Source organism: Enterobacter sp. YSU, assembly GCF_016082135.1.
GTDB classification, from domain to species: Bacteria; Pseudomonadota; Gammaproteobacteria; order Enterobacterales; family Enterobacteriaceae; genus Enterobacter; species Enterobacter hormaechei_C.
In genome coordinates this window covers 2,427,384-2,444,946 of the sequence record NZ_CP059487.1, presented here as the reverse complement: position 1 = coordinate 2,444,946, position 17,563 = coordinate 2,427,384, and the positions used below count along the sequence as shown (strand labels likewise).

Sequence of the window (17,563 nt, the reverse complement as noted above, 5' to 3'; positions counted from 1 at the left end):
CTACGCTTACCGGGCCTACGCTCAATATGTAGGTCGGGTAAGGCGAAGCCGCCACCCGACATGTTTTTACCCCACCTGCACCGACAGCATACTCAAGCTCCCCATCTCAATACCGTCGACCGGGATTGTAATAAACTCCTGACCATCCCACGCGCCTAATACATACAGCAATGGCAAGAAGTGTTCCGGCGTCGGGTTAGAGAGCGAACCGCCGTCGTGATCCAGATAGTTCACCAAAGGGTGTCGTTCGGCCGGCCCTTGCCAGGTCAGGTTGTCTTTTACATAGTCATTAAAGGCTGTTGCCCAGGGGTACGGCGTATTTTCACCGTGCCAGCGTACCGTACGCAGATTGTGTACCACGTTGCCACTGGCAATCAGCATGATGCCCTCATCACGAAGCGAAGCCAGCTTACGCCCCATCTCCATGTGCCAGGCAGCCGGTTTGGTGCTGTCGATACTCAGTTGCACCATCGGGATATCGGCATCCGGATACATTTTGATCAACACCCCCCATGAGCCGTGGTCAAAGCCCCAGGCTTCTTTGTCCAGCGCAACCGGAACAGGGGCGAGCAGATCAACCAGCCGCTGCGCCAGCTCGGGGGAGCCCGGAGCAGGATAATGCGTGTCATACAGCGCCTGCGGAAAGCCGCCAAAATCATGAATCGTTTTTGGCGCTTCCATGGCCGTCACACCGGTACCCCGGGTAAACCAGTGCGCAGAGACCACCACAATTGCCTTCGGACGCGGTAACGTCTCACCCAGCTGACGCCAGGCACGGGTATAGACGTTATCTTCCAGGACGTTCATTGGGCTGCCATGGCCTAAAAACAGTGCTGGCATACGAGAAGAAGACATGGTGATATCCTTAGAGGAGGTGTCAATGTGATGGGCCTACATTACGCGCATTCAGGTGAAGATGAACGCAGATAACCGTGAAGATCATCATCAGGAAATTTGAATGTCAGATATCGCTTAAGGAGAATGCATGTCAGTACCGTTGATTTTGACCTTACTCGCGGGCGCCGCAACCTTTATCGGTGCGTTCCTCGGGGTACTCGGGCAAAAACCCTCTAATCGCCTTCTGGCCTTCTCGCTGGGTTTCGCCGCCGGGATCATGCTGCTTATCTCGCTGATGGAGATGCTGCCCGCCGCGCTTCACACCGAAGGTATGTCGCCTGTTCTGGGCTATGGCATGTTTATCATTGGACTGCTGGGTTATTTTGCGCTCGACCGTATTCTTCCTCACGCGCACCCGCAGGATTTAATGCAAAAAAGCGTTACCCCCATCCCGGGCAATATCAAACGCACGGCCATTCTGCTGACGCTGGGTATCAGCCTGCATAACTTTCCGGAAGGTATCGCCACCTATGTCACGGCCAGCAGCAACCTGGAAATGGGTTTTGGTGTGGCGCTGGCCGTGGCTTTGCACAATATTCCTGAAGGACTTGCCGTTGCCGGGCCCGTTTATGCCGCCACGGGTTCAAAACGTGCGGCTGTCTTTTGGGCGGGTATCTCCGGGATGGCTGAAATTCTCGGCGGCGTGCTGGCGTGGCTGATCCTCGGTAGCCTCGTCTCCCCGATTGTGATGGCTGCGATTATGGCTGCCGTGGCCGGGATTATGGTCGCGCTCTCTGTCGATGAGCTGATGCCGCTGGCGAAAGAGATCGATCCCAACAATAACCCCAGCTACGGCGTACTGTGTGGAATGTCAGTGATGGGGATGAGTCTGGTAATGCTGCAAACGGCCGGTATTGGCTAAGAATTTATGCCTCCGTTTTATACGGAGGCTTTATATTATTCAAAAAAACAATCCTATATATTTCACCTATAATAACCCGCAAATATAAACCTGTTAAAACCCTGAAAAACCACGCCTCTTAAAATAGCCTGCAAATATTAATTAAAACCATCTAAAAATAAATTTAAGTCATGTTAATCGCGTCTCCCCACCCCAATTCGTATACTTCGCGAGTATTCTGAAATTAATATTCACATTATGAATCACTCTGAAAAAGGATATTTTCATGTATATGGGTAAAAAACTACTGTTAGCGACGGCTATGGCAGTCATTGTATCGGGTGCTGCTTTTGCAGATGATCAAGGCTCAGGAAAAATCACATTCAAAGGTATTGTTATTGACGCACCGTGCAGTATCGCACCAGACAGCGTTGATAAAGAAGTCGATCTGGGTGAAGTGACCACGGCCGTTATCAACGCCAACAAAAAATCTACCCCGGTTCCGGTCGATATCAATCTGGAAAACTGCCAGCTTGACGATCCGGCAGACGAGACCGACACGCCAATTACCAAAGTGGATGTGACCTTTACCAGCGCAGCGACAGACGCGGCGGATACCAGCCTGATGAGCAACACCTATGCAAGCGGTGCGCAGAACGTGGGGGTGCGTCTGCTGGATAACGCGGAGTCTGCTATCACGCTGGGAGAGGCCAACGAGGTTGAGTTGCTGGCGGGTTCAACCACCCAGACGCTGCATTTCAAAGCGGTTATGGAAGTCCCTACAGGTAAAACTGCGACGGCAGGCCAGGTTGAAGCCACGGCTAACTACGTCCTGATGTACAAATAATTCTGTTACGTCACGGCACCAGCCGACTGGTAATTCATACCGGTCGGCACTCTCTATTTACTCGAGTAACAGGATGATGACATACAAATTACAATGGATAATCATCATTGCGTCCCTGTTAATGACGAAAGTTGCCTCTGCCACCGAGTTTAATATAAACGCCATCGATAAAGATCAGCGCGGCAGCGTCGATTTATCACTGTTTAAAGATCAAATATCGGTTACGCCGGGAAGCTATTTCGTTACGGTTGCCGTCAATGATATTCCGCTGGCAAATGGCTGGCAGCTTCGCTGGCGAGAAATAAATAACGCCGTTCAGGTCTGTATTCCCCCCGAGCTGACCGATACCTTTGCGTTGCAGGATGACATTCGTCACGCTTTGCCGGAGAAAGAGGGATGCGTTGATTTCGCCGCCAGACCAGACATCAAATTTACTTTTGAGCAAGGCAGCCAGACCCTGAAAGTGACCATCCCCCAGGCGTGGCTGCAATACCGTGCGGTTGACTGGATGCCGCCATCCACCTGGGACAACGGCGTGCCGGGCGTACTGCTGGATTACAATCTTTTTGCCAGCCATTATCAGCCCAATAGCGGCAGCAACAATGACAACGCCAATACCTATGGCACCGCCGGTGCGAACATGGGCGCGTGGCGGCTACGCAGCGATTACCAGTACACGCAAAGTCATACTGACGCAGGCTCGGAGCATAATGGACGTTTTTCACGCGTGTATATGTTCCGACCTCTGCCCTCGATCGGTGCGAAACTGACGTTGGGTGAAACGGATTTCCAGTCCGCAATTTTTGACGCCTTTACCTACACCGGCGCATCGCTAATCAGCGATGAACGTATGCTGCCATGGTCGCTGCGCGGCTATGCCCCGCAGATTACCGGGATAGCGCAAACCAACGCCACGGTAACCGTAAGCCTTGCCGATCGCGTGATTTACCAGAGTAAAGTGCCGCCAGGTCCTTTTGTTATTCAGGATCTTAACCAGTCGGTTCAGGGCACGCTGGACGTCAAAGTCACGGAAGAGGATGGACGCGTCAGCACCTTCCAGGTCTCGGCCGAATCCGTACCATTTTTAACGCGCAAGGGTCAGGTGCGCTACAAGCTCGCGGCGGGTAAAGCGCGCCAGGGTGCCTCCCATGACGTTGAAGATAACGCCTTCATGAGCGGCGAATTTTCCTGGGGCATGCTGTCGCACACCTCCCTGTATGGCGGTACGCTGGCCGATGGCGACCGCTATCGTTCCGTCGCTGCCGGGATCGGCCAGAATATGGCCTGGCTGGGGGCGCTCTCTTTTGACGTCACGCAGGCCACCAGCCAGCTGCCACACCAGCGCAGCCAGACGGGTTACAGCTATCGCATTAACTACAGCAAGCGTTTCGATACCACCGGCAGTCAGCTTACGCTCGCCAGCTACCGCTACTCAGATCCACAGTTTTTGAGCTACGCCCGCTACCTTGATTATGACGACGGTGACCGCCAGTCGGAAAAACAAACCCTGAGCGTGACGGCAAGCCAGTACATTTCGGCGTTATCCCTGAACCTGTACGTCAATATGCTGCGTCAGACATGGTGGAATGATTCACCCTCCACGACCGGCAGTATCACGGCGGGCTACAACTTTGATATGGGCCGCTGGAAGAACCTTGGCGTAACCCTGTCCTGGAGTAAAACGCATTACGATGAGAAAGACGAAAGTGACGATACTCAGTTCTATCTCTCGCTCAGCGTACTGCTCGATCCCGATCATAGACTTAACTATGACCTGCGTAACCGCGACACGCTGAGCCATAACGTGTCGTGGTACGACACGTCGGATCGCAATAACACCTGGGGCGTTTCCGCGGGCGCGGAGAGCGGGAAGCCAGACTCCGGGGCGCAGTTCAGCGGGAATTATCAGCATTATTCTGCGTACGGCGATCTTAATCTCTCCGGCAGCTATAAAGCTGACGAATATAACTCCCTCAGCGCAAGCTGGAGCGGTTCCTTCACCTCAACGGTGAAAGGCGCCGCGCTGCACCGGCGCAGCTACGGTAATGAACCCCGCGTAATGGTCAGCACCGACGGGGTAGGCAATATCCCGCTGAACATGTCGCGAGATGAGACCAACCGTTTTGGCATCGGCGTTTTACCGTCATTCTCCAGCTATTCCCCCTCCAGCGTGCAGATCAATATGAACAACCTTCCGGATGGCGTGGACGTGGACAACCGCGTCGTGACCTCAACCTGGACTGAGGGGGCCATTGGTTTTCGTCAGATTGCCACGCGTGCAGGTCGGGACGTGGCAGGTGTTCTGCGGATGTCATCAGGAACGCCACCGCTCGGGGCGATTGTTCGCCTGGAAGCAAACGATTTGCAGGTTGGGATGGTGGCCGATGAAGGCCACGTCTGGCTCGGCGCCGTTGAGCCAGAACAGCAGTTTCGCGTGACATGGGGCGACAACCAACAGTGTCGCTTCTCGTTACCTTCTCACTTAGAAAACAGTATGCAGTTGATACTGCCGTGTCAGTAAGAAATCATCATGAAATTAACGCCGATTAAAAGCCTGTGCCTGATGCTAATCAGCACAGCATTTACCACCCATGCGGCCATTAATCTGGACCGCACGCGCATTGTTTTTCCAGAAAGCGACAAGGCCAGCAGCCTGAAAGTGGACAACCAGAGCAAGGCTTTACCTTATCTGGCCCTCTCCTGGATTGAAGACGAAAAGGGGCAAAAAGAAGATACGCACTTTATGGCTCTTCCCCCCATTCAACGTATCGAAGCGGGCACCTCGTCGCAGGTAAGAATTGTTAAACAAGCCGCCACCCGCCAGTTGCCAAAAGACAGGGAATCGCTGTTTTATTTCAACCTGCGTGAAGTACCGCCAAAAAGCATCAGCGCCAGCGAGGAGCGCAGCGTGATGCAGGTTGCCATGCAAAGCCGAATTAAGCTGTTCTGGCGTCCGGAAGCGATTAGCAAAAAATCCGGCGAACTGGCTGAAATGCGAATGGAAATTACCGCCAACGCGAAAGGGCTCACGGTCCACAACCCTACGCCGTATTACATCACGCTGGCGTGGCTGAGCAAAAATGCCAAAACCATGCTGCCGGGTTTTGACAGTCTGATGATTGCGCCTTTCGCCACGGCAACCGCCTCTACCGGTAATTACCACGGTAGTTATTACAGCATCGGCTATATCGACGATTACGGCGCCCTAAAAAAAGTCGACGTGCAGTGCACCGGAATGGCGCAATGTAAACTTACCGAACGGAAAATCGATAAAGATGCAAAAGCTCGCTAGTTTGCTGTTTACACTGCTGCTTTCAGCGCTGCCTTTGAAAGACGCGCTGGCGCTTAACTGCTATCTGGGTGGATCTGGCGGCCCCGTCGAGGAGACAAAAACGATCACCCCTTTTGCGATCCCCAGCAACGCTCAGGTTGGCCAAAAAATATGGGAGTCTGACGACATTAGAATTCCGGTGACGTGTGACAACAACGTCACGAGCAGTTTTGAGCCGGAAGATGTCTTTGCATGGGTGAACCCTTATCCTGCCGCAACCGATCCCTATTATGAACTGGGCGTAACCTATGAAGGCATAGATTACGATGCTACAGGCCAGCCCAACGGCGTGGATACCCGCCAGTGCCTGGACAACAATAACATCACCATTTACACCTCGGATCAAATCCGCCAGATGGGTTGGGAGGATCGCATCTGCTCCGGCAATCCGGATGATATCCATATTTCACGCACGTTCGTCACCCGATTACGACTTTTCGTGAGAATTAAGACTATGCCGCCACATGGTTATGTCAGTTCGCTCAGCGATTACATCGTTGTGCAGTTTGACGGTAAGGGTGGCGTTAATCAGATGGCCGACGCGAAGAACCTCAAGTATCACATCAACGGACTGCAAAACATTACGGTGCTTGATTGTGGAGCGACGTTTAGCATTTTCCCTGAAAATCAGGAGATCGACTTCGGCGCCTTCAGCGCGCGCGACATTGTGAATCAGCAGACGCGTATGCGCACGTTTTCAATACGAACCACCAAAGTGCAGGATGCCCAGTGCTCGGACGGATTTAAGATGGACTCGTCGTTTTACACAACCGAAACGCTTAGCGCAGACGACACCGCGGTACTGATAGGGAATGGATTAAAGCTGCGTATTCTTAACGGAACGGAGCCTCACACCTTCAACCAGTATAAGGAGTACGCCGATTTTACAGGCGATACTATGAATGTTGAGCAAAACTACACGGCTGAACTTTCACGGGAAGAAGGGAAAGCGATTCAGTCCGGGCCGTTCGAAACCGTAGTATTGTTCAAAATTAACTACCACTAGAAACAAAAAAGCCGGGTTTCCCCGGCTTTTTCACATCAGCATGTTCAGCTGGCTTTGCGCTCGTGCGCCCGGCGGTACTCAACCAGATCTTCAATCGTCACCACTGGCATATTGTGCAGTCGCGCAAAGGTGATGCACTCCGGCGCGCGCGCCATGGTGCCATCATCGTTGGTCAGTTCGCACAGCACGCCTGCGGGTTTGAAGCCAGCCAGCGTCACCAGATCGATGGTCGCTTCGGTATGACCACCACGGGTCAGCACGCCGCCCGGCTGCGCGCGCAGCGGGAAGACGTGACCAGGGCGGTGCAGATCGGATGGTTTCGCACCATCAGCAATCGCTGCACGCACGGTAGTCAGGCGGTCAGCCGCCGACACACCGGTGGTTACGCCATGCGCTGCTTCAATGGTCACGGTGAAGCCGGTACCAAAGGCGCTGGTGTTGTTTTCAACCATCATCGGCAGATCAAGCTGCTTGCGACGGTCTTCGGTGATGCACAGGCATACGATGCCGCTACCGTGACGGATGGTCAGCGCCATCTGCTCAACGGTCATGTTCTCGGCGGCAAAAATCATGTCGCCTTCGTTTTCACGGTTTTCATCGTCAAGCACCATCACACCGCGGCCTTCGCGCAGTGCATCCAGTGCATGTTCAACACGTTGAGTTGAAGTGCCAAAAGAGGAAAGTAGCGTCTGATTCATGGTAAAAAAACCTCATTAACTTTATGGTTACCAGAATCAGGGCAGTCTTAGGAGCGCCGTACTAGCGGCAAAAAAATAACGTGAGCGGGCCATGCCCGACTGGATCGTTACTCTCTCCCATCCGGACTCTAACCGTCGGCCCCGGAATTACACCGGATCTGCTGACCTTTGAGAATTCACCCAAAGCGCTCGCGGGCTTTCAGCGTTAAGCTGATTTACCGCCGGTGGGGAATTTCGCCCCGCCCTGAGAATAAGCGAGATAACTATAACGCTATTGATTACCCTGGGCAATGCATAAGCTTCAAACAATTTTGTTTAACCCACGGCATGACGCGCTACAATAGGCACTAACACCTTTTTATCAAGGGAAACGACAATGATTGACCCAAAGAAAATTGAGCAGATCGCGCGTCAGGTTCATGAGTCCATGCCGAAAGGTATTCGTGAGTTTGGTGATGACGTTGAGAAGAAAATCCGCCAGACGTTGCAGGCACAGTTGGTTCGCCTTGATTTAGTCAGCCGCGAAGAGTTTGATGTGCAGACTCAGGTGCTGCTGCGCACCCGCGAGAAACTGGCGCTGCTGGAACAGCGTCTGAGCGAGCTGGAGAGCCGCAATGCGCCGGAAGAAGTGAAGCCAGCGCCAGCTATTCCACCGGTGGATGACCAGGCATAAGTGCGGCCTGATGCCCTCACCCCAGCCCTCTCCCACAGGGAGAGGGTGAAAAACGAACGGGCCTGTTGGCCCGTTTTTTACTGACTGTCTTTCTGGATCTTCTTAATGATGTTGGTGGTTGAACACCCGTCCTCAAAGTTGAGCACCATCACTTCACCGCCATTCGCCCAGACCTCTTCGCTACCTGCGATTTGCTCTGGTTTGTAATCGCCGCCCTTCACCAGCAGGTCAGGCAGGATCCCGGCAATCAGGCGCTGCGGGGTGTCTTCTTCAAATGAGACCACCCAGTCCACCGCTTCCAGCGCGCCGAGCACGATCATGCGCTGCTCCAGCGGGTTCACCGGACGCGTTTCACCCTTCAGACGTTTGGTTGAGGCATCGCTGTTGACCGCCACAATCAGGCGATCGCCCAGCTTACGCGCATTCGCCAGATACGAGACATGACCCGCATGCAGGATGTCGAACACGCCGTTAGTCATCACTACTTTTTCACCGCGTTTGCGCGCGGCAGCAACGGCCACTTTCAGCTCCTCTTCGGTCATGACGCCAAAGCCGGTATCCGCGCGCCCACGCACCGCGTTTTCCAGCTCGATTGGCGAAACGGTGGAGGTCCCGAGTTTACCAACGACCACGCCCGCCGCGGCGTTCGCGAAGTAGCACGCTTCTTCCAGGGAGTTACCCGCCGCCAGCGTCGCCGCCAGCACGCCAATCACCGTATCACCGGCACCGGTCACGTCGTACACTTCCTGCGCCTGGGTTGGCATATGCAGCGGCGCCTTGCCCGGTTGCAGCAGCGTCATGCCCTGCTCGGAACGGGTCACCAGCAGCGCAGACAGCTCGAAATCAGCGATGATTTTCATGCCGCGCTCAACCAGCTCTTCTTCAGTTTTGCACTTGCCCGCCACCGCTTCGAACTCAGAGAGGTTTGGCGTCAGCAGGGTTGCGCCGCGATAGCGCTCGAAATCGGTGCCTTTCGGATCGATCAGCACCGGTACGCTGGCTTTACGCGCCAGCTGGATCATGGTCTGCACGCTCGCCAGCGCGCCTTTGGCATAATCAGACAGCACCAGCGCGCCGATATTACCCAGCGCCTGGCTAATACGCTCGTGTAGCGGCTCAGGATCAACGCCTTCGAATCCTTCTTCGAAATCGAGGCGGATCAGCTGCTGGTTACGCGACAGGACGCGAAGCTTGGTGATGGTTGGGTGGGTCGGAACAGAAACGAAGTCGCACTTCACGTTCACGTCCGCCAGCGACTGACTCAGGGCACGCGCCGCATCGTCAATGCCGGTCAGGCCCACCAGACGCGAATGCGCGCCCAGCGAGGCTATGTTCATCGCCACGTTTGCCGCGCCGCCTGGACGCTCTTCAATGGTGTCGACCTTAACTACCGGCACCGGCGCTTCCGGAGAGATACGGCTGGTCGGCCCATACCAGTAGCGATCCAGCATCACATCACCGACAACCATAACTCCAGCACGTTCAAACTCTGGCAGTGTTACTTTCATTCCTGACTCCAGAAAGATTCACAATTTGCGCGCGATAATATCACACTTGTTTTGTTACGCACGGTTCCACCAGCCACTTCTGCCAGCTTGTGGTCACCTGCGCGCGTTCATCGGTGAAACAGTCCAGCGCCACATGGCCCGGCTGTTCCTGTAAGGCCAGATGGTGCAACTCATCACGCAGCGTGGTGTAGGCGCGGGTTAATGCCTGCGCCTCCTGCTCATCCATAATGTCGTTCTGCGCCAGCAGTTCCAGTATGCGCACGTTATCCGACCAGCGGGTCAGCTTCGGCTTATCGTGCGCGTGCAGCAGCACCAGGTACTGAGTGATAAACTCGATATCGGTAATGCCGCCTTCATCGGCTTTAATATCAAAGCGATCGCGATGTTTGTTGCCAAGGTGCGCGCGCATCTTCTCCCGCATTTCCCGCACTTCGGTTTGCAGCGTACTGCCCTCGCGCGGGGTCGTCATGACCGCCTTGCGGATCGCATCAAACTGCGTTTTGAGCTGCGGATCGCCGTATACCACGCGGGCGCGCACCAGCGCCTGATGCTCCCACGTCCAGGCTTCGTTCTTCTGATAGTCGGCGAAAGCCTCCGTCGAGGTGACCAGCATGCCTGCCGCGCCGGACGGGCGCAGACGCGCATCCACTTCATACAGAATGCCGGATGAGGTGCGGGTGCTGAACAGGTGCATAATGCGCTGGGCCAGACGCAGGTAGAACTGCCGCCCGTCAATCTCACGTTCGCCGTCGGTCATGACGTCTGCCGGACAGTCGTGGAGGAAAATCAGATCCAGATCGGAGCTGTAGCCCAGCTCCCAGCCGCCCAGCTTGCCGTAACCCACCACCGCAAAACCGCGGCCTTCGCGCTCTGCAAGGTGTTTCGGCTGCCCGTAGCGGGCCACCATCTGCACCCACGCCTGATGGACAACCGCGTCGATGATCGCTTCCGCCAGCCACGTTAAGTGATCGCTCACTTTCATTACCGGCAGGGTGCCGGCGATATCTGCCGCCGCCACGCGCAGCATCTGCGCCTGCTTAAACTGACGCAGCGCCTCAAGCTGTTGCTCTTCGTCCTCTTCCGGTACGCGCAGCAGATACTGACGCAGCTCGTCGCGGTAGGCGTCCGTCGCCGTCGGCTGATACAGCGTATTCGGGTCGAGCAGTTCGTCCAGCAGCAGCGGATAACGCGCCAGCTTGTTCGCCACCATCGGCGAGGCGGCGCAGAGAGAAATCAGGTGCTTCAGCGCGCCGGGAAACTCGCTTAACAGTTCAAGGTAAGTGGTACGCGTGACGATCCCGCTCAGCAGCGGCATCATGCGCGACAGCGGCACCGGCGCATCCTCGCGGGAGCAGACATCGCTCAGCAGATGCGGCATCAGATGATCCAGCACCTGACGACCGCGTGGGCCAATGGCGCGTTTGTTCAGTTCGAAGCGGAAATCGGCAATCAGCGCCACCACGCGATGGCGGGCATCGTCGCTTAAGTGCGCCAGCACCGGCGTGGTGTCATCTTCCTGGAGCGCGTCCTGCCACAGCTCGCGCCAGTGCTCGGAGAGCGCATCGTCCTGCGATTCGCTTTCGTCGTCGCCGATCAGATCGTTAAAGATGCGGCGCACGCCCGCCATATGCGCTTCCAGCCGTTGCGCCAGCGCCGCCCAGTCATCCACCCGCATCCCCCAGGCCAGACGCGCCCGGTTCAGCTCGTCGCCCGGTAACGTCTGGGTCTGTTCGTCGTTGATACTTTGCAGCAAATTTTCCAGACGACGCAGGAAGAGATAAGAGTCACGCAGCGTTTGCGCATCGCCTTCCGGCAGCAGATGCAGCTGCTCGATAGCGCTCAGGGTCGGCAGCAGCGAGCGGGATTGCAGAGAAGGTTCACGCCCGCCGCGTATCAGCTGGAAGACCTGGACGATAAATTCGATCTCACGAATACCGCCCGCGCCGAGCTTGATGTTGTCCTTCAGGCCACGGCGACGCACCTCGCGGGCAATCATCCCTTTCATATTTCGCAGGGACTGGATCACGCTGAAGTCGATGTAGCGGCGGAACACAAACGGGCGCAGCATGGCGCGCAGCTCGTTGGCCCAGGCATCGTCGCTGTCACCCATGATCCGCGCTTTGACCATCGCGTAACGCTCCCAGTCGCGACCCTGCTCCTGGTAATAATCTTCCAGCGCGGCAAAGCTCAGCACCAGCGGACCGCTGTCGCCAAACGGACGCAAACGCATATCCACGCGGTAGACAAAACCATCCTGGGTGGGCTGATCCAGTGCCTTAATCAGCCGCTGCCCCAGGCGAGTAAAGAACTGGGCGTTGTCCAGCTCGCGACGACCGCCGCGCGTGGAGCCGTTCTCCGGCCAGGCAAAAATCAGGTCGATGTCTGAGGAGAAATTAAGCTCGCAGCCGCCCAGCTTGCCCATCCCCAGAATCAACAGCGGTTGCGGAACCCCGGCTTCGCTGCACGGCGTGCCCCACTCTTTACAGCAGGCGGCGTAGAGCCAGTCCCGCGCGGCGACAATCAACGTCTGCGCCAGCTCGCTCAACTGCTGCAAGGTACTCTCTTCGCTCACCAGCTCCAGCGCCTGCGCCCAGGCAATGCGTACCATCACCCGGCGGCGGAACTGACGCAGTACGCGCATCAGCGTGGCTTCGTCTGCCACCTCTGCCAGCGCGGTTTGCAGCCAGCCAGCATAATGCCGCCACTCGTCAGCCTGCGGCGGCGCGCTTTCCAGCTCTGCCAGCCAGTCCGGGTTGGCGCTGACGCTCTCCTGCACAAAATCACTGAACGTGAGCACGCTTTTCGCCTGCTCGCTTAACGATGACGCGGGTAACGACTCAGGCAGGCGTTCGCAAACGGTCTGCCAGTGCTGCTGTAACTGCGAAGAAAGCGGCATATCAGGGGTTCCTTGCCAGAATTAACGTTTTCCGCTGTGCAGCCAGTACGGATCCTGCGAAATGGCCTCGTTGCGGAAATGCTCGATCTCGATCTGCTGACGGGTCTCGATGGCATGCTTCAGCCCCTGCCAGTTCTCCAGCCAGGCCTGCGCCTTCACGCCCTCATACGCACCTGACAGCAGCAACATGCTGTCGATGTTACGCGCCAGGCGGGGAAGCTGATCGCCATACTGGTCGCCCAGCGGATGCGCAAAGGTGGTTCTCAGCTCGGCCGCGTGACGGGAGAGGTGGATATCCGCAAAACGTTTGAAGTTTTCCGCGATTTTGGTCTGCCCTTTCGCATCGAGGAACGTGCGCCAGCCGCGCGTCACCAGAAACTCGGTCAGCGCCAGTTTCGCGCCGGCGTTTTGCGGGCTGTAGATCGCCGTTTGTGCCGACACGTCGGAAAGCATCAGCGTTTCGGTTTGAGTGAGCAAATCACGTAAGTGAGTGCTGGCTTTACGCGGTACAATGCCGCCAAAGAGCGTCAGGGTATGACGCACCAGCCCCATAGCGGCCAGCACCTGTTTTTTGGCATTTTTCACGTTACGCGCCCACAGCTCCTCGTGGTACTGCCACTGAGAGAGCGCCAGCTCCAGCGCCGCTTCCATGCCCTGCTCAACGGAGGCTTTCGGCACAACGCGCAGAATCGGGGTTTCTCGCAGCACGCGCGGCGCATTCCCGGCGGCCAGGTGATAGCCGCGTGCCGCTTTACTCAGGCTGCCCTGACGCAGGCCAGGCTGGTTCACCAGCTTGTGCGCCAGCTTCAGCACGTCGCTCGCCTCGCCTTCCAGCAGTTCGAGTTCCAATTCGCAGATCGGCTCCTGCTCTTCACCCGCCTTAATTTCACCCCGATCGAACGCGATCTCAATGCGGCTCTTGCCTTCCGTCGCCAGCCATTTTTCGCGCCAGAAATCGGTGCTGAACAGCGGTTGCGCCTCTGCCGACAGCGTTGCGGGCAGCGTCCCTTCCGGCCACACTTCCGCCGGAAAACGATCCAGCTCAAGTTCTGGCTTACTGATGTCGATATTGTATTCCGGACGCTGGTGCAAACCGCCCACCACGCGACCGGCGATTTTCATCGTCATCTCGTAGCGCCCGTTCGCACCCCGGATGCGCAGGCCCATATCGTGGTTGCGCAGCCAGTTGTCCGGCGTTTCGTAATAGATGTTGAGCAGCTGTACGGGTTCATGGTGCTCGCCGGACAGCGTATTCAGATGCTGGCGGAGCGCGTCAGCGCTGTCTTTTTCGACGATAAACTTTAATTCGATCTCTTGTGCCATAGCCTTGTACTTTTGCGTGCGTCACAGACGCGTCGATGAAGGCGAACTTCCTCGCCATTTGTTTGTCAGTACATAGTATTTTGCGCCAAATTGCCACGCAATGAGCAATTTGACGGGCGTAAAAGTTTAAAGCGGTGGAAATCATGACACAGATGATTCCGATTGATGATGAATCCTTTGCGTAGCGACACTGATACCACTACTATCGTTCCACTTTTTATGAAAATAACGACTGATATGCTTAAATTACGCCTGATTGGACTTACTTTACTCGCTTTTAGCGCCGCAACCGCGGTCCACGCTGAAGAGAAACGTTACGTTTCTGATGAACTGAATACCTGGGTACGCAGCGGCCCTGGAGACAATTATCGCCTCGTGGGTACGGTAAATGCCGGCGAGGAAGTGACTCTGCTGCAAACCAATGCAGACACCAATTACGGTCAGGTTCGTGACAGCTCTGGCCGCACCTCATGGATCCCGCTGAAAGAGCTGAGCACGGTGCCGAGCCTGCGCACCCGCGTGCCGGATCTGGAAAATCAGGTGAAAACCCTGACCGATAAGCTGAACAACATTGACGGCACCTGGAACCAGCGCACCGCAGAGATGCAGCAGAAAGTGGCGCAAAGCGACAGCGTGATCGCCGGTCTGAAAGATGAAAATCAGAAGCTGAAAAATGAGCTCATCGTCGCGCAGAAGAAAGTGAACGCCGCGAATCTACAGCTGGATGACAAACAACGCACCATCATCATGCAGTGGTTTATGTATGGCGGCGGGGTGCTGGGCGTCGGTCTGGTGCTGGGTCTGGTGCTTCCTCACCTTATTCCAAGCCGTAAACGTAAAGACCGCTGGATGAACTAACTCGTCTTCTCTGCCACACTTACGTATCATCTTGCGAAAAGAGAAAACGGGAGTGTTGGCGTGAAGAGTTATCTGGTCGGTGGTGCGGTACGTGATGCGTTATTAGGTCTGCCGGTCAAAGATAAAGACTGGGTCGTGGTCGGTGCCACGCCCGAAGCGATGATTGACGCGGGCTACCAGCAGGTAGGCCGCGATTTTCCTGTGTTCCTCCATCCGAAAAGCCGGGAAGAGTACGCCCTGGCGCGTACCGAACGGAAATCCGGTTCCGGTTATACCGGCTTCACCTGCTATGCCGCGCCGGATGTGACGCTGGAGCAGGACTTACTGCGCCGCGATCTCACCATTAATGCCCTGGCGCAGGACGAAAACGGCCATATTATCGATGTCTACGGCGGCCAGAACGATCTGCGTGACCGTCTTTTACGCCATATCTCCCCCGCCTTTTCTGAAGATCCGCTTCGCGTACTGCGCGTGGCGCGTTTTGCCGCCCGTTATGCCCATCTCAGCTTCCGCATCGCCGACGAGACGATGGCGCTGATGACGGCTATGACCGACGCGGGCGAGCTGGAACACCTGACGCCAGAACGCGTCTGGAAAGAGACCGAAAACGCCCTGACTACCCGTAATCCGCAGGTCTTTTTCCAGGTTCTGCGCGACTGCGGGGCGCTGAAAGTGCTGTTCCCGGAAATAGACGCGCTGTTTGGCGTGCCCGCCCCGGCGAAATGGCACCCGGAAATTGATACCGGCATTCACACCCTGATGACGCTGAGCATGGCCGCCATGCTCAGCCCGGAGGTGGACGTGCGCTTTTCCACCCTCTGCCATGACCTCGGCAAAGGGTTAACGCCAAAGGAGTTGTGGCCACGCCACCACGGGCACGGTCCGGCTGGCGTGAAGCTGGTTGAAGGGCTTTGCCAGCGCCTGCGCGTGCCGAATGACATTCGCGATCTGGCAAAACTGGTGGCCGAGTTTCACGACCTGATCCACACCTTCCCGATCCTGAAACCCGCCACCATCGTCAGGCTGTTTGATAACATCGACGCCTGGCGCAAACCGCAGCGCGTGGAGCAAATTGCGCTGACCAGCGAAGCCGACGTGCGCGGCCGCACCGGGTTTGAAGCGTCCGATTATCCGCAGGGTCGTTTGCTGCGTGAGGCGTGGGACGTAGCGAAAGCGGTGCCAACAAAAGAGGTGGTGGAGGCAGGGTTTAAAGGCCCGGCGATCCGCGAAGAGCTGACGAAGCGGCGGATTGATGCAGTTGCAGCGTGGAAGGAAAAACGTTGCCCTCAGCCGAAAGACTGAGGGCGGTCGGTCATCAGAAGAAGACCACGTACACGGCAGCCGCGACGATAAAGCGGTAGATCGCGAACGGAATAAACGAAATACGCTTAATCAGTTGCAGGAAGGTTTTGATGGCGATCAACGCCACAATAAAGGCGGTGATAAAGCCCACGGCGAACATCGGAATGTCGCCCACGGTCAGGAAGCCGATGCTTTTGTAGAGATCCAGCGCGGTGGCACCCATCATCATCGGCACCGCCAGCAGGAACGAGAACTCAGACGCCGCGTAACGGCTCACGCCCATCAGCATCCCGCCGGAAATGGTTGCCCCTGAACGGGAGAAGCCCGGCCACAGCGCCAGACACTGGAAGCAGCCAATCATAAACGCCTGGCGATACGTCATATCGTCCAGACCTTCCGCACGCGGGGTTTTTGGCTTCAGCACTTCGGCGGCAATCAGCAGGAAGCCGCCGACAACCAGCGCGTACATCACGTTAATCGGGTTGAAGAGCGATTTAATGGTGTCGTGGAACACCAGCCCCAGCACCACCGCCGGGATCATCCCGAGCAGAATATGAATCAGCGTCAGGCGCCCTTTGCCCTCTCCTTCACGCTGCGGCAAACGCCCGAAGTGGATACCGATCAGACCAAACAGACGTCGCCAGAACATCACGACCACCGCCAGGATAGAGCCCAGCTGAATAACCACCTCAAACGTCTTTGCGGTATCGCCTTCAAAGCCCAGGAGATGGCCAACGATAATCATATGGCCCGTACTGGACACCGGCAAAAACTCCGTCAATCCTTCGACCACACCCAGTATTGCCGCCACCAGCAGCGAGTGCATATCGCTCATCTATAAACCCCTAAAAAGATATAAAAAAACGGTGTCCCACGCGGACAACCGTGAAAGATACAGCTTTAAGACCGATATAACCTAAAATGGTTTAGCTATTATGACGTTAAATCTTTCCTTTCAGATTTGTGCCACGCTCGATGATCACGCCTACATTGGCGGCGCGCGCCACCGCTCCCGGCTTGCTTAGCTTAATGCGCACCCATGGGGAGTTAAATCTGCTCAGCAGCAGGTCTGCTACCTCTTCCGCCACGCGTTCTACCAGCGCAAAACGTTGCCCTTCCACATGGGCGATGACCGTTTCACTGATGTCGGCGTAGCTCAGACAGTCATTCACATCATCGCTTTTTGCTGACTTGCGGTTGTCCCAGCCCATTTCGATATCGAACACCAGTTTCTGCTCGATGGTCTGTTCCCAGTCGTAAACACCAATTGTGGTGATTACCGAAAGTTGCTCTATAAATACAATATCCATCACGACCTGCCTGCTTTTTGGCTAAACCGGATACCACTTCCGGCGAATTATGCGTATTATCCACAGATGCTGA

Annotated in this window: 15 protein-coding genes and 1 riboswitch; of the genes, 8 read left to right on the top strand and 7 right to left on the bottom strand. The window is 56.0% G+C overall.

Translation table 11 applies throughout. The features are described from left to right. Positions 1 to 66 precede the first annotated feature (66 nt). Positions 67 to 855 carry a 4,5-DOPA dioxygenase extradiol gene (ygiD, locus tag H2Z33_RS11910; protein WP_063135373.1) on the bottom strand — a complete coding sequence of 263 codons (789 nt, stop codon included), beginning with the start codon at positions 853 to 855 and terminating at the stop codon, positions 67 to 69. 130 nt (positions 856 to 985) lie between these two features. On the opposite strand from ygiD, the gene zupT reads away from it, so the two are divergent. The 5 genes from zupT (at position 986) to H2Z33_RS11885 (ending at position 6,922) form a co-directional block, all read left to right on the top strand. Next, positions 986 to 1,759, top strand: coding sequence for a zinc transporter ZupT (zupT, locus tag H2Z33_RS11905; RefSeq protein WP_063135372.1), 774 nt, complete (start codon positions 986 to 988; stop codon positions 1,757 to 1,759). A gap of 265 nt (positions 1,760 to 2,024) precedes the next feature. Beyond that, entirely contained in the window at positions 2,025 to 2,585 is a 561-nt protein-coding gene (locus H2Z33_RS11900; RefSeq protein ID WP_015571893.1) for a fimbrial protein, read from the top strand. Between the two features lie 76 nt (positions 2,586 to 2,661). Beyond that, positions 2,662 to 5,106, top strand: a complete 2,445-nt coding sequence (locus tag H2Z33_RS11895) for a fimbria/pilus outer membrane usher protein (RefSeq protein WP_063136160.1) — start codon at positions 2,662 to 2,664, stop codon at positions 5,104 to 5,106. Between the two features lie 9 nt (positions 5,107 to 5,115). Continuing rightward, complete coding sequence (locus H2Z33_RS11890; protein WP_032672012.1) at positions 5,116 to 5,877, top strand: molecular chaperone; 762 nt, start codon at positions 5,116 to 5,118, stop codon at positions 5,875 to 5,877. Next, positions 5,861 to 6,922, top strand: coding sequence for a fimbrial protein (locus H2Z33_RS11885; RefSeq protein WP_047741505.1), 1,062 nt, complete (start codon positions 5,861 to 5,863; stop codon positions 6,920 to 6,922). Before H2Z33_RS11890 ends, H2Z33_RS11885 begins: the two co-directional genes overlap by 17 nt. A gap of 44 nt (positions 6,923 to 6,966) precedes the next feature. On the opposite strand, the gene ribB is transcribed toward H2Z33_RS11885, so the two are convergent. Then, entirely contained in the window at positions 6,967 to 7,620 is a 654-nt protein-coding gene (gene ribB, locus H2Z33_RS11880) for a 3,4-dihydroxy-2-butanone-4-phosphate synthase (RefSeq protein ID WP_015571897.1), read from the bottom strand. Between the two features lie 105 nt (positions 7,621 to 7,725). Next, positions 7,726 to 7,876, bottom strand: a riboswitch (FMN riboswitch). Between the two features lie 120 nt (positions 7,877 to 7,996). On the opposite strand from ribB, the gene ubiK reads away from it, so the two are divergent. Continuing rightward, positions 7,997 to 8,293: a ubiquinone biosynthesis accessory factor UbiK gene (gene ubiK, locus H2Z33_RS11875; protein WP_000566823.1), complete on the top strand. Its 297-nt coding sequence runs from the start codon at positions 7,997 to 7,999 to the stop codon at positions 8,291 to 8,293. A 77-nt stretch (positions 8,294 to 8,370) separates the two neighbouring features. Here the strand turns inward: ubiK and hldE are convergent, their stop codons facing one another. Genes hldE through H2Z33_RS11860 form a run of 3 tightly spaced genes read right to left on the bottom strand, consistent with a single transcriptional unit; the run spans position 8,371 to position 14,020 of the window. Next, positions 8,371 to 9,801 (bottom strand): bifunctional D-glycero-beta-D-manno-heptose-7-phosphate kinase/D-glycero-beta-D-manno-heptose 1-phosphate adenylyltransferase HldE, encoded by a 1,431-nt coding sequence (hldE, locus tag H2Z33_RS11870; RefSeq protein WP_032672014.1) that lies wholly within the window; start codon positions 9,799 to 9,801, stop codon positions 8,371 to 8,373. A gap of 40 nt (positions 9,802 to 9,841) precedes the next feature. After that, positions 9,842 to 12,697: a bifunctional [glutamate--ammonia ligase]-adenylyl-L-tyrosine phosphorylase/[glutamate--ammonia-ligase] adenylyltransferase gene (glnE, locus tag H2Z33_RS11865; RefSeq protein WP_063136158.1), complete on the bottom strand. Its 2,856-nt coding sequence runs from the start codon at positions 12,695 to 12,697 to the stop codon at positions 9,842 to 9,844. Between the two features lie 21 nt (positions 12,698 to 12,718). Continuing rightward, the gene (locus H2Z33_RS11860) at positions 12,719 to 14,020 is read right to left on the bottom strand and encodes an inorganic triphosphatase (RefSeq protein WP_032669211.1); all 1,302 of its coding nucleotides are present in this window, start codon (positions 14,018 to 14,020) and stop codon (positions 12,719 to 12,721) included. A 237-nt stretch (positions 14,021 to 14,257) separates the two neighbouring features. Between H2Z33_RS11860 and H2Z33_RS11855 the strand changes: the two genes are divergently transcribed. Next, positions 14,258 to 14,878, top strand: a complete 621-nt coding sequence (locus H2Z33_RS11855) for a TIGR04211 family SH3 domain-containing protein (RefSeq protein WP_001303390.1) — start codon at positions 14,258 to 14,260, stop codon at positions 14,876 to 14,878. Between the two features lie 60 nt (positions 14,879 to 14,938). Further along, positions 14,939 to 16,180 carry a multifunctional CCA addition/repair protein gene (locus H2Z33_RS11850; RefSeq protein WP_023304444.1) on the top strand — a complete coding sequence of 414 codons (1,242 nt, stop codon included), beginning with the start codon at positions 14,939 to 14,941 and terminating at the stop codon, positions 16,178 to 16,180. A 13-nt stretch (positions 16,181 to 16,193) separates the two neighbouring features. On the opposite strand, the gene bacA is transcribed toward H2Z33_RS11850, so the two are convergent. Next, on the bottom strand, positions 16,194 to 17,015 hold the full coding sequence (bacA, locus tag H2Z33_RS11845) for an undecaprenyl-diphosphate phosphatase (RefSeq protein WP_003862545.1): 822 nt from the start codon (positions 17,013 to 17,015) through the stop codon (positions 16,194 to 16,196). 106 nt (positions 17,016 to 17,121) lie between these two features. Next, the gene (gene folB / locus H2Z33_RS11840) at positions 17,122 to 17,490 is read right to left on the bottom strand and encodes a bifunctional dihydroneopterin aldolase/7,8-dihydroneopterin epimerase (RefSeq protein WP_017384032.1); all 369 of its coding nucleotides are present in this window, start codon (positions 17,488 to 17,490) and stop codon (positions 17,122 to 17,124) included. Positions 17,491 to 17,563 lie beyond the last annotated feature (73 nt).

Excerpts from the sequence above, each read along its gene's own strand:
- H2Z33_RS11860 (WP_032669211.1), bottom strand. The coding sequence starts at position 14,020 with ATGGCACAAGAGATCGAATTAAAGTTTATCGTCGAAAAAGACAGCGCT.
- glnE (WP_063136158.1), bottom strand. The coding sequence starts at position 12,697 with ATGCCGCTTTCTTCGCAGTTACAGCAGCACTGGCAGACCGTTTGCGAA.
- bacA (WP_003862545.1), bottom strand. The coding sequence starts at position 17,015 with ATGAGCGATATGCACTCGCTGCTGGTGGCGGCAATACTGGGTGTGGTC.
- hldE (WP_032672014.1), bottom strand. The coding sequence starts at position 9,801 with ATGAAAGTAACACTGCCAGAGTTTGAACGTGCTGGAGTTATGGTTGTC.
- H2Z33_RS11855 (WP_001303390.1), top strand. The coding sequence starts at position 14,258 with ATGCTTAAATTACGCCTGATTGGACTTACTTTACTCGCTTTTAGCGCC.
- folB (WP_017384032.1), bottom strand. The coding sequence starts at position 17,490 with ATGGATATTGTATTTATAGAGCAACTTTCGGTAATCACCACAATTGGT.
- ribB (WP_015571897.1), bottom strand. The coding sequence starts at position 7,620 with ATGAATCAGACGCTACTTTCCTCTTTTGGCACTTCAACTCAACGTGTT.
- H2Z33_RS11900 (WP_015571893.1), top strand. The coding sequence starts at position 2,025 with ATGTATATGGGTAAAAAACTACTGTTAGCGACGGCTATGGCAGTCATT.
- zupT (WP_063135372.1), top strand. The coding sequence starts at position 986 with ATGTCAGTACCGTTGATTTTGACCTTACTCGCGGGCGCCGCAACCTTT.
- H2Z33_RS11895 (WP_063136160.1), top strand. The coding sequence starts at position 2,662 with ATGACATACAAATTACAATGGATAATCATCATTGCGTCCCTGTTAATG.
- ubiK (WP_000566823.1), top strand. The coding sequence starts at position 7,997 with ATGATTGACCCAAAGAAAATTGAGCAGATCGCGCGTCAGGTTCATGAG.
- H2Z33_RS11885 (WP_047741505.1), top strand. The coding sequence starts at position 5,861 with ATGCAAAAGCTCGCTAGTTTGCTGTTTACACTGCTGCTTTCAGCGCTG.
- ygiD (WP_063135373.1), bottom strand. The coding sequence starts at position 855 with ATGTCTTCTTCTCGTATGCCAGCACTGTTTTTAGGCCATGGCAGCCCA.
- H2Z33_RS11890 (WP_032672012.1), top strand. The coding sequence starts at position 5,116 with ATGAAATTAACGCCGATTAAAAGCCTGTGCCTGATGCTAATCAGCACA.